The sequence below is a fragment of the Arthrobacter sp. JCM 19049 genome (genome assembly GCF_001310435.1).
This window is the reverse complement of sequence record NZ_BAXF01000050.1, coordinates 1-10,457: the sequence shown is the minus strand read 5'-3', so window position 1 is coordinate 10,457 and position 10,457 is coordinate 1. Positions and strand designations below refer to the sequence as shown.

Genomic DNA, 10,457 nt, shown 5'->3' with positions numbered 1-10,457 from the left:
CAGCGGGGGCCGAACCGCCAAAGGCGGCGCGCAGCTTGCGCACGACCGGGGGCTCGACGGTGGAGGAAGCGGAACGAACGAATTCGCCCATTTCCTGTAATTTATTCAATGCGTCTTTAGAGGTGATTCCGAGCTCTTTGGCGAGCTCGTGAACGCGGAGTTTAGCCACATCTCTCCTGTATCAGTGTGATCGGCCGTCACTCCACGCCACAGGGGAAATGGGTTTCGGCAGATCAGTGGATTAGTTCGTCTTGGTCTTCCGCCGCACGGTGGAATACGCGAAACTGATTTGTCATCGTTTGGCGCTCATCGTTGCGGACTCATCGGGTAGCCATCAGATTTCTGACCCGCTTTCCTTATCTCTGCCAGTTCGCTGGCGGGGTGCCAGTCGAGCTTCGTATGCAGCAAAATCCTCGAGCACCGACCCGGTATCCACCTGTGCGCGAAAGGCACGGGCAAATCCCTTGCGGTGTACGGCTTGCTGCACACACTTTGGTGTCGGGTGCGTCCAGGCGCCACGTCCGGGCGCCGGGCTCAGCACGGCCAGCCGCGCCCGCGGTTGCGGGGCGCCAGGGTGCAGTACCCAACGGATGAGCTCATCCATGTTCGTGGTGGTGCGGCATCCCAGACAGGTGCGTTGCTGATGCAGCTTCATGCCCTTGGGACTTCCCACTTCCACTTTTTCTTTAAATGAGCCAACTAATAGTCTAGCGCGTTTATGCCCCGGTGCGCGTGTGAGGTAACTATCACGTACCCGACCGGGACTTCCCGTCGCAGCTAGTAGCGCGGTTCCTTTCCGCCGGAGGCGGCCAGGATGTCAATGCGCCAGCCGGTGAGCTTGGCGGCCAGGCGGGCGTTCTGCCCTTCCTTGCCGATCGCCAGGGACAGCTGCCCGTCCGGCACGATGACGCGGGCGCGGCGTTCGGCCTCGTCCAGGATTTCCACGGAGTTGACCTTCGAGGGCGACAGGGCCGCGGCAATGAACTTGGCCGGGTCCTCGTTGTAGTCCACGATGTCGATCTTCTCGTCATTCAACTCGTTCATCACCGCACGCACGCGGGTGCCCATTTCACCGATGCAGGCGCCCTTGGCGTTCACGCCGACCTCGGTGGCGCGCACCGCAATCTTGGTGCGGTGCCCGGCCTCGCGGGCCAGCGCCTCGATGACCACGACGCCGTCGGCGATTTCCGGGACTTCCATTTCAAAGAGCTGGCGCACCAGGGACGGGTGCGAGCGGGACAGGGTGATGGCCGGCCCCTTGGTGCCGCGCTCCACGGACACCACGAAGGCGCGCAGCCGCTCGCCGTGCTTGTAGCGTTCACCGGGAACCTGCTCCGGCGGGGGCAACACCGCCTCGACGTCTCCGACGTTGACCTGCACCATGTGGGCGCTGGTGCCTGCTGGATGGTGCCGGAGATCAGTCCGCCTACGCGCGAGCGGTATTCGCCGACCACCTGGTCATCCTCCGCCTCACGCAGACGCTGCATGATCACCTGGCGGGCGGTGGAGGCCGCGATGCGGCCGAAGCCCAGTGGGGTGTCGTCGAACTCGCCCAGCAGCACACCGTGCTCGTCATAGTCCTCAACCATGATCGCCACGTGCCCGTTGCCGCGCTCAATGACGGCGCGGGCGTTGGGCATGGCGCCCTCGGTCTTGTTGTAGGCCAGCAGCAGGGCCGACTCGATGGTGGTGATCAAGACATCCATGGGGATGTCTCGGGTCTTTTCCAAGGTGCGCAGTGCATCCATATCGATGTCCATGCTCAGGCCTCCGGGTCTTCTACGTCGATGATGTCCAGGTGCTCGTCGGTGCGGTTGAATTCCACATCAACGACGGCTTTGCGAATCTCAGCCAGGGCGAAGGGACGCGGGTCATCCACCTTCTCCTTCATGCCCTTCTTGGCCGGGGCGTGGTGTACGGCAAGCTGCACCTCATCGTCGCCCACCTCACAGATCCGGCCGTGCAGCTTGCTGCCGTCAGTCAGGGTGATGTTGACCATTCGCCCCACGGCGCGCCCCCAATGGCGGGGAACGGTCAACGGACGGGACAAACCCGGGGAGCTGACCTCAAGCTCATAGGGAGCGGCATTGGCGTACACGGAATCGGCGTCCAGTGCCTTGGAGATGGTGTCGGTGACTTCGCCCAGCTGATCGAGGTTGACCGAGTCGGTGCCTCGGGAAGGTCTACGGTAATCTGCATCAGCTGCTGCTTGCCCGCTGGCCGAATGGTGATGTCTTCGAGAACCAGCCCGTGGGATTCAACTTCCTTTTGCAGCACGGTCATCAACCGCTTTGCTTCCTGTTCGGTATCGGCCGGCTTGCCGGTCATGGATATCCTCCCACGTTATTCGATGTTGTACATCCAAGCGTAGCGCGAAGGCGGCATGGCTGGATACGAGTTTAGCCCTGCAGGTGAAGGAACTCACGCGGAATTCCGCCGGACCGGCACCAGGGAAGCGGCTCCGGAGGAGATCATGGGATGATCAAGGGGATATGAAAGACGCTGCTTCCTCATCTTCCCGCAAAGCCCCCAGCTGGCTGGCACCCCTGCTGGCCGTGGTTTTGGTCCTGGCCCTAATGTGGGCCCTGGGCGTCACCGTGTTCCGCGGGGCACTGGAAGACCGGGGGCTGCCCGAGGAAATTCGCGGATCGAGCAATGAACAGCTGCGCGAATGGGAGTACGGCGCACAGCTGAAGCAGCTGGACCAGCGGAGCGAAACCCTGGCCGCCCTGGCCAAGGAGGCAAAGCAGGAAACGGCGCCAGCGCTGCAGGCCCTGCATGACTCACTGTCTCAGGCCAGTGCACTGCTTGGCGAACTGCACTACGAGGACGAGCAGCGACCGAGCTGGCGACCAGTTATTCCGCAGAGGCGGCTACGAGCCTGGCCGATGAAGTGCTGCAGGCAGGTCAGAGCGTGCCGGTGAATGAGGCCGAGGATGAGGCTGGCGCCGCGCTGCTGGCCCGCATTGCCTTCGAGGTGAGCCTGGATGCGCGCAGCGTGCTGCATGCCGTGCAAGAAGATGACGCACGGCAAGTCCCGGCACCGCTGGGCAGCACAGACGATGCGGGTGACGCTCCGGCGCAGCCCGAGACCGGGGCGGTGGCATGCCTTAGCGACCGGCAATTGTTGGATCAGCAGACCGCACTCCCGGCGGACACCGACCTGGTCGCCTGCATGCGGCCCGGGCATTGGATCGCGGTTACGCACTGGACTATGTACTGCAGGTGCAGGCCGCCCGTAATGGTGCCAAGCAGGCCGCGATCATCGAGCAGCACCGCCAGCAACTGGCCGAGCACCTACAGGACCTGCGAGCAACCGTTCCCGCAGACTGCCCCGACCTTCGCCTCGCGGCCTACGATTTGCCGGGCGGCGGCCTGGAGAAATTGCCCTCCCTGGCCAGCTCGCTGCAACAGGAATTCACCACCGAGCTGCTGCTAGCCGTGGGCGCTGCAGAGGACCAGACGCGCCAGGTTCTGGGTGACCTCGTCTGGAACGTCACCACCGAGCAGCAGGACGCTGGGAAGCCAGCTCAGCTCCTGGCACCTGGCAAGCAATAGCCCCTCGACCCATCCCGCGGGCGGGAACGGGTCGTGTCTTGCTCTTGCCCCTTTGCTTCGGCTCGTGCGCAAGGCATGCCGGCTGCGCTGGATCCTCGGCTGCACCCCACCCGGCGGGCAACGCCACGAAGATGCCGCGTTAACCCGCTCGCGCGCACCGAGCGGTTGCACTACGCACCAGGAACACGCCATTACATGCATTCAAATACATTAACTTCGTATTTATGCTCCATTTATACGACAGTAGAATCAGATAAACTTGCGCGCCAGATACCATTATCCCTAGCAGATAATCCACGGACTGTGGAGTCGGCAGAAATACTTTCAGGTAGATTTCAGGATGACTCTATTGATCCTGAGAAACATCTCAGAGATCACACTCCAAGCGCAGCCTGGAAGGGCTTCCCCAAAGTCAAGTAACCCGTAAAAGGACTAGTCAAACACCAGATTTATGGCGCAGGAAACTAGTATGGCGGATTGTTTCACACACCCAGAAGGTGCTCGAGGTTTCCTCAGAAGCGGGTTAGTGTGGAATTGCAGTTCCAGACAGAACACAATTCCAATACCGGTTAATTCAGGTATTGAAAACACCACCATGCAGAACTATGGGGAACACTCGCTCGCTAAGTTGCTTGAAAATGGAGGTAGAAAAATGCCAGGCCGCTTCGTTCGCTCCAAGATCGCCGAGCTCGTCGCTGACGTCATTGGTTCCCGTCAGGGACGAGAACTCCTCGAACAGCATGGATGGGCACAAGGAATGCCCATCGTGATGGCTCAGCCGCACGAGAAACTCGCCGAAGTCATGGCGCTGGTCTCCGTGCACCAGCCACCAGTCTTGGTTGCGACCATGGATAACGAGTCCCGTTTGTGCTTCACCTACGTCGCCCTGGGCGGCGACGCGCTGGAAGTCGTGGACCCGCGGGGTTCAACCGACACCATCAGCGATTTGTACTCCGAGGCACTGGAGACTGATTCCTTCCTGATGTTCCGGATTAATCAGCTCTCCTGCAGTGCAGTGGCACATGCCTACCGCCCATGCACGCACCGGACAAGAGCTTCCGCTCATTCGGTCGGTTGGGAACCCGGATGCAGTAACGAGAATCGGTAATGCTGCGGAATCAGCATCAACCCGCGCCGCGGCACCGGTAATACCAGTGGCTGTGCTGTTCGCAAGAACGGCGCAGCCACTGTTGTGTGCGGCGTGTTCCCCTCATGCCCGGGAATCCTCCCGGCACCCTCGACACTATTCGGTTTTCACCGTCCGGGTTTCTGGACGAACATCAGTGGCAAAACAATAACGCTTCTGTGCTCTGCCTGAAGCAGTAGCTGCCGGGCAAGGCACGGTGCCGATTCCGTATCCCGGTTTCGGCCACCGTGCCTGTCGTGCCCTTCCAGCCGTGAGGCGTGAGCGTCAACCGTTAGCGGTTGTCGTTATCGGAAAGGCCTTGGGCCTTGTCCTTGGCCTGCGATTGCAGGTCATCGACTTCACCGCTGGCTTCTTCCTTGACGCTTTCCACTGAGGATTGCGCGGAGTCCTTCAACTCCTCAGCAGCATTCTTGACCGGCTCCTTCATGTCCTCGGCCACCTGCTTCGCGCTCTCGGTCAGCTCATGAGTCAGCGGTTCGGCCTTCTCCTTGAGCTTCTGCGCCATCTCCCCTTCTCGGTCGGTGGCGGGCAGAAGCGAGGAGGCCAATAGGCCTGCGCCGAACGCAATCAGTCCGGCGGCCAACGGGTTGCCGCGGGTCTGCTCCACGACCCGCTGTGGGGCCCGGTTCATTCCCTCCTTGGCGCTTTCCATGGCATCGTGGGCCTGGTCGCTGGCTGATTCACCGCTTCCCATCACTGCATCCTTCGCTCGGTGGAACGTTCCTTGATCTTCTCGCTCTGCCGGTGGGCGATCTGCGACGGGCTAACCCGGTCCACGATCGCGTCCACGTCATCGCTCAGCTCCTGTCGGGTCTGGGCAATGTCCTGCCTGAGTTCTTCGGAATCCCTGCTCATCGCGTTTCCTCCTGAGGTTTGAAAGCCGACGGAATCTTCTTCACGGTTGAGGAGGTCTTGGGCAGCCCCTTGACCTGCTCCATTTTCTTCTTGGCAACCATGGCCAGAATGGCGGCGATGATGGCCCAGACACCGGCCACAATCAGGGCCGACCAGCCGTAGCCGATGAGGGTGGCCAGGCCGAACACTGCGGCCAGGGACAGGAACATCAGCACGAAGTGTGCCGCGATGCCCGCACCGGCGTACATGCCGGCGCCTTGCCTGCCGAGGCTGCTGACTCCTTTAGCTCGGTCTTGGCCAGTTCCACTTCCTGGCGAACTAGCACCGACACGTTCTGCGTCAGGTCGCTAAACAGTCCGCCCAGGGTGGTCTGCTCCTCCTCGGCCGCGTGTGACCCGCCACCGGCTGGGACCGCGCCGGGCCCCGGCGTTCCGTAGTCATTTGTGTGCTCGCTCATCGCAGCCTCCTACTCGAAGTCCGTCCGCCGTGGGGTCGGCGGGTAGGTGCTTCCCGGTTCCGGCTCCCCCGGAAGGACTCCCGGGGTTCCGGTTTCCGGCATTCCCACGGTCCGCGGCTGGGTGGTGGGCTGCGAGGTCACCTCGGGCGGCACCTGGCCGCGGGTCATGCCCGGCGGCACGTCATCAGTGGACACATCCCGGTACTGGTCCTGGGAGCCCTGGGTGGCGTGCCGCGGAAACGCATCGCGCCGCGTGTCCCGGTCCGAGTCCTTATCCGGACCGCTGGCGTTGCGGGTCAGGCGACCTGCCAGTAGGCCGGCACCCAGTGCCAGCCCCAGGAAGGCGCCTGGGCGGCGGCGGGCAAAGCCCTTGATTTCCTCGACCAGGTCCCCCGGCTCACGCTGCTCCAGCCAGTCGGCGACCTTGCCGCTGTGGTGGGCGGCCTGATCCACCAGGCTGGACGCGGTGCCCGAGGCCTGCGAGTTGTCCAGCATGTTGCGGAATTCCTCGCTGATGTCACGCAGGTTCGCGGAGATCTTCTGCTGCTGCGCCGAGGCCTGCTCGCGAACGTCCGAACCCAGCTCATCAAGCAGGTTGCTGGCCTTGTCGCGGGCCTGCTCGGCGACCATCGAGGCCTCCTGCTTGGCACTGTCCATGACATGGGCGGCGGACTGCTTGCCCTCTTGCGCCAGGTCCTTGGCCTCGGAGGCAGCCTCCTGCGCCTTGGACTGGTCGGTGTCGTCGGTGCCGGCTCCCACACCGGTTCCGGTGCCCAGGCCGGTCAGTTCGGTGTCCACCGGCTCAGCGGGTGGAACCGGCTCGCTGAGCGGGGCCCCTTCACCCGGCGGAACGATCGGGTCGTTCACGCCGGCCAGCGGATCTGGCACCTGGGTCGGTGGAATGTTGCGGTTGGGTTCCGGAGTGGTGTAATCGTTGCTGCTCATTGTTGCCCTCCTGTTACTCCATTGCTCGATAGTTCTGTTCTCGGGCACGTATTTCGTTGCCGGTGGCTCCGGCGAGCGCCTTCTTGGTGTCGGTCAGCTCCCTGCTTGGCTGGCAGGGGCCGCGCGAATCGATGCAGCGGGTTCAGGTGCCCGCAGAAGTCAGTCCTCCCTCCTCCGCTTGGTTTCACCTGCCGGGGAGTCATCCCCGGTGTGGTCTTGCGCCGCCAGTTCGCTGTCCTTGCGCAGCTGTTCACCCTGGCGGATGTCCTTTTCAGCCTTCGCCGCCAGCTTGTCGCTGGCCTTGGTTTCCCGCGGCGGCAGCTGGATGGATTCCTCGGCCTCAATTCCGGCCTGCAGTTCCCGTCCACGTTCCATCTCGGCGTCAAAGACTGCGCCGAAAAGCAGGGCGTTGTTGGCGATCCAGATCCACAGCAAGAGCACGATCACGCCACCGATGGCGCCGTAGGTCTTGTTGTAGTTGCTGAAGTTCGATACATAGAAGAAGAAGCCGACGGTGGCGATGGCCAGCACGATCAGCGCGATGGCCGAGCCCATGCTGATCCAGTGGAACTTGGGCTGCTTCACGTTGGGGGTGCCGTAGTACAGGATCGCCACCAGGATCACGGCGAAGATCACGATGACCGGCCACTTGGCGATGTTCCAGACCATGATGCCGGTTTCACCCAGCCCCAGGGCCTGTCCAATGCCCTGCACCAGTGCCCGGAGACCACCAGCAGCACCGCCATCACTGCTGCGGCGACCAAAAGCACCAGGGTAATCAGCAGCAGGATCGGCTTGAGCTTGTAGAACGGGCGGCCTTCTTGCACGTCATAGATGTGGTTGATGGCCCGACCGAACGCCCCCACGTAGCCGGAGGCACTCCACAGCGCACCGAGCAAACCGGCGGCGAACGCGAATCCCGCCGACGGCGCGTTGGTCAGCTGCTGAATCGGCTGTTCCAGGGTTTGCACCACCTGGTCACTGGCCACCTCACCCAGCAGCTGCAGCATGTTCTGCGTGGTCTTCTCCGCCTGGCCAACCAGGCCCAGCAGCGAAACCATGGCCAGCAGTGCCGGGAACAGCGACAGCATGGTGAAGTAGGTCAGCGCCGCTGCCTGGTCGGTGCACTTCTTGCGTGTGAACTCGCCAATCGAGCGCTTGAACACATACTTCCAGGACCGCGACTTCAGATCGGTCGGCAGGTCCGGTTTCCTGTTGTCGTCAGGGGCCGGGGCGTGCTCGGCCTTATGGGCCGTCTGCGCACTTCTCCCTGCCCGATGGCTTTCCTGCATGCTGCCCACGTTCCACCTCCGCAAGCGTTCGGCGTAGGACTTGGTCCACTTGCCGATATTCAAACAGCGGGACCGGGGTGGGGCAACGACGTTGATGGAACCCTCAGATTTCTCCCATCAGTGCAGCAACCTTGCTTGCAACCCCAGCCGAGGCGGTATAGTCAGGCCATTTATTGCCTGATGGTCCGGCTTCTCCGTGGGACAAACTGAACGCGTATCGCCAAAAGGCTGCGCAGCCCGTGGGACTATAAAAGAGACCGCGAGACCGGACAGTGTTTCTCAACAGCTCTCCGGACCTCGCGGTCCTGGTGGGTCGTAGACACCATGGTGCCAGCGAAGTGGGTCTAGGTGTCGCGGGGGTTTTCTGCTTCCCGTGCGGCGGCTTCACGCTGTTCCTCGGCTGCCAGCTCGCTGGAGTAGCGCAGCTCCTCCCCCTGGCGGATCACCTTTTCTTCCTTCTCCTCCTTCTTCTGCGCCGCCGAGGTGTCTCGTGGCGGCAGCTGGATGGATTCCTCGGCCTCAATTCCGGCCTGCAATTCGCGCCCACGTTCCATCTCCGCGTCAAAGACCGCGCCGAAAAGCAGGGCGTTGTTGGCGATCCAGATCCACAGCAGCAGCACGATCACGCCACCGATGGCGCCGTAGGTCTTGTTGTAGTTGCTGAAGTTCGATACGTAGAAGAAGAAGCCGACGGTGGCCAGGGCCAGCACCAACAGCGCGATGCCCGAGCCGACGCTGATCCAGCGGAACTTGGGCTGCTTCACGTTGGGGGTGCCGTAGTACAGGATGGCCACGAGCATCACCGCGAAGATCACGATGACCGGCCACTTGGCGATGTTCCAGACCTGGATGCCGCTTTCCCCCAGTCCCAGTGCCTGGCCAATACCCTGGGCGATGGGTCCGGAGACGACCAGCAGGATTGCCATGAGCGAGGCTGCCACCAGCAGCACCAGGGTAATCAGCAGCAGGATCGGCTTGAGCTTGTAGAACGGGCGGCCTTCTTGCACGTCATAAATCTTGTTCACCGCTCGACCGAAGGCACCCACGTAGCCCGAGGCGCTCCACAGCGCACCGAGCAGACCGGCAACCAACGCGAATCCCGCGGACGGGGCGTTCGTCAACTGCTCGATCGGCTGCTTCAGGGTTTGCACCACCTGGTCGCTGGCCACCTCACCCAGCAGCTGCAGCAGATTCTGCGTGGTCTTCTCCGCCTGGCCCACCACACCGAGCAACGAAACCATCGCCAGCAGCGCCGGGAAGATCGACAGCATCGTGAAGTAGGTCAGGGCTGCGGCCAGGTCCGTGCACTTCTTGCCCGCGAATTCGTTGATCGAGCGTTTGAAGATGTAACGCCAGGAACGCAGCTTCAGCTCCGTGGGAAGCTTGGGCTTTGAGGCGTGATCCGCCGGCGGCGCCTCAGCCGCCTTCTGTACCGTGTCACCCACGCTTCCGGCTTCATGGTTCACTTCCTGGTCTTTGGCCATGTTCCACCCCTGCACAGTCTCGATGAGGACACTTTCCTCGTTGGGGACAGCTGTCCACGTACCGTTATTCAATCAGGCGAAATAGGTTCATTCAACGCAAGGCGGACGAATCGCCAGGGTCAAGACTTCGCGCGCGTTCACCGGCCCCGTGCTTCCGTCCTGCACGGGCCGAAGCAGCGGTGGCGTGAGCAGCCCCGTAACATCGGGGGCCGGCGTCCTTGCCGCACCCGGCTGCCCGCACCGGCCGAAGCCGCTCCACATCCCGTGCCGGGGCGAACAGGCACCCGGGGCTGAACTGGATGATCAACGCATGTACCGTTCACGGATGATGCCCGTGGGCCACTAAATGTGTCACGATACTGTCACTCGCACCGATCAGCATCACTTGCACCCTTCATGAGGAGAACACCATGTCCCATCAGTCCGGTCCGGAACCCGGTGACCGGCCGCCAAGCAGCGCTGCCCACGGCACGCCCGGATGGCCGCGCGCGGCAACGATCCCGGTGCACTGGGGCCGGCTGCTGCTGACCGGCTGGGCCATCCGGGATGACGCCGTGCTGGTACGCGCATCGGGGCTGGATGAATCGGCCACCGTCACGGTCAACGGCCGGGACCTTGGGGTGCTCAAGGTCCATGAGAGCACCACCGGAAAGGGGAACTGGGAGCCGCTCAGCGCCCTGCAGCTGCCCGCCGGCACCCTGGAGGTGAGCGGGGACGCC

General features: G+C 62.7%; 15 protein-coding genes and 2 pseudogenes. 4 read left to right on the top strand and 13 right to left on the bottom strand.

Annotated features, from left to right (window positions below):
• From JCM19049_RS18555 to JCM19049_RS18550, 5 genes and pseudogenes are all read right to left on the bottom strand, one after another.
• Positions 1 to 169 (bottom strand): translation initiation factor IF-2 N-terminal domain-containing protein (locus JCM19049_RS18555; RefSeq protein ID WP_279402444.1); only part of this gene is annotated, 169 nt, incomplete at its 3' end.
• A 165-nt stretch (positions 170 to 334) separates the two neighbouring features.
• Positions 335 to 655 (bottom strand): YlxR family protein, encoded by a 321-nt coding sequence (locus JCM19049_RS23140; protein WP_343831164.1) that lies wholly within the window; start codon positions 653 to 655, stop codon positions 335 to 337.
• A gap of 122 nt (positions 656 to 777) precedes the next feature.
• Positions 778 to 1,760: pseudogene (nusA, locus tag JCM19049_RS04330) on the bottom strand (transcription termination factor NusA).
• 2 nt (positions 1,761 to 1,762) lie between these two features.
• Entirely contained in the window at positions 1,763 to 2,113 is a 351-nt protein-coding gene (locus JCM19049_RS04325) for a hypothetical protein (RefSeq protein ID WP_374700229.1), read from the bottom strand.
• Positions 2,035 to 2,328 carry a hypothetical protein gene (locus JCM19049_RS18550; protein WP_279402442.1) on the bottom strand — a complete coding sequence of 98 codons (294 nt, stop codon included), beginning with the start codon at positions 2,326 to 2,328 and terminating at the stop codon, positions 2,035 to 2,037. The genes JCM19049_RS04325 and JCM19049_RS18550 overlap by 79 nt, the downstream gene beginning before the upstream one ends.
• 164 nt (positions 2,329 to 2,492) lie before the next feature.
• On the opposite strand from JCM19049_RS18550, the gene JCM19049_RS04320 reads away from it, so the two are divergent.
• Both JCM19049_RS04320 and JCM19049_RS04315 read left to right on the top strand, forming a co-directional pair.
• Positions 2,493 to 2,924, top strand: coding sequence for a hypothetical protein (locus JCM19049_RS04320; RefSeq protein ID WP_054820918.1), 432 nt, complete (start codon positions 2,493 to 2,495; stop codon positions 2,922 to 2,924).
• 301 nt (positions 2,925 to 3,225) lie between these two features.
• Positions 3,226 to 3,558 carry a hypothetical protein gene (locus JCM19049_RS04315; protein WP_279402441.1) on the top strand — a complete coding sequence of 111 codons (333 nt, stop codon included), beginning with the start codon at positions 3,226 to 3,228 and terminating at the stop codon, positions 3,556 to 3,558.
• Between the two features lie 574 nt (positions 3,559 to 4,132).
• Here the strand turns inward: JCM19049_RS04315 and JCM19049_RS18545 are convergent.
• Positions 4,133 to 4,300 carry a hypothetical protein gene (locus tag JCM19049_RS18545; RefSeq protein ID WP_175419321.1) on the bottom strand — a complete coding sequence of 56 codons (168 nt, stop codon included), beginning with the start codon at positions 4,298 to 4,300 and terminating at the stop codon, positions 4,133 to 4,135.
• A 24-nt stretch (positions 4,301 to 4,324) separates the two neighbouring features.
• On the opposite strand from JCM19049_RS18545, the gene JCM19049_RS04310 reads away from it, so the two are divergent.
• Entirely contained in the window at positions 4,325 to 4,666 is a 342-nt protein-coding gene (locus JCM19049_RS04310; protein WP_279402440.1) for a hypothetical protein, read from the top strand.
• 310 nt (positions 4,667 to 4,976) lie between these two features.
• Here JCM19049_RS04310 and JCM19049_RS04305 read toward each other — a convergent pair whose 3' ends face one another.
• The 7 genes and pseudogenes from JCM19049_RS04305 to JCM19049_RS04285 form a co-directional block, all read right to left on the bottom strand.
• On the bottom strand, positions 4,977 to 5,399 hold the full coding sequence (locus tag JCM19049_RS04305; protein ID WP_054820915.1) for a hypothetical protein: 423 nt from the start codon (positions 5,397 to 5,399) through the stop codon (positions 4,977 to 4,979).
• The gene (locus JCM19049_RS18540) at positions 5,399 to 5,560 is read right to left on the bottom strand and encodes a DUF3618 domain-containing protein (RefSeq protein ID WP_279402439.1); all 162 of its coding nucleotides are present in this window, start codon (positions 5,558 to 5,560) and stop codon (positions 5,399 to 5,401) included. The genes JCM19049_RS04305 and JCM19049_RS18540 overlap by 1 nt, the downstream gene beginning before the upstream one ends.
• A pseudogene (locus JCM19049_RS04300) lies at positions 5,557 to 6,017 on the bottom strand (phage holin family protein). Before JCM19049_RS04300 ends, JCM19049_RS18540 begins: the two are co-directional and overlap by 4 nt.
• A 9-nt stretch (positions 6,018 to 6,026) precedes the next feature.
• Complete coding sequence (locus tag JCM19049_RS04295) at positions 6,027 to 6,962, bottom strand: hypothetical protein (RefSeq protein ID WP_054820914.1); 936 nt, start codon at positions 6,960 to 6,962, stop codon at positions 6,027 to 6,029.
• A 159-nt stretch (positions 6,963 to 7,121) separates the two neighbouring features.
• Positions 7,122 to 7,631 (bottom strand): YihY/virulence factor BrkB family protein, encoded by a 510-nt coding sequence (locus JCM19049_RS23135; protein WP_374700227.1) that lies wholly within the window; start codon positions 7,629 to 7,631, stop codon positions 7,122 to 7,124.
• Positions 7,595 to 8,254: a YihY/virulence factor BrkB family protein gene (locus tag JCM19049_RS23130; protein WP_374700228.1), complete on the bottom strand. Its 660-nt coding sequence runs from the start codon at positions 8,252 to 8,254 to the stop codon at positions 7,595 to 7,597. Before JCM19049_RS23130 ends, JCM19049_RS23135 begins: the two co-directional genes overlap by 37 nt.
• Before the next feature lie 344 nt (positions 8,255 to 8,598).
• Positions 8,599 to 9,738: a YihY/virulence factor BrkB family protein gene (locus JCM19049_RS04285; RefSeq protein ID WP_054820920.1), complete on the bottom strand. Its 1,140-nt coding sequence runs from the start codon at positions 9,736 to 9,738 to the stop codon at positions 8,599 to 8,601.
• A gap of 410 nt (positions 9,739 to 10,148) precedes the next feature.
• Here JCM19049_RS04285 and JCM19049_RS04280 point away from each other — a divergent pair.
• Positions 10,149 to 10,457, top strand: a 309-nt coding sequence (locus JCM19049_RS04280; protein ID WP_279402438.1) for a hypothetical protein, incomplete at its 3' end; no start/stop codon positions are given.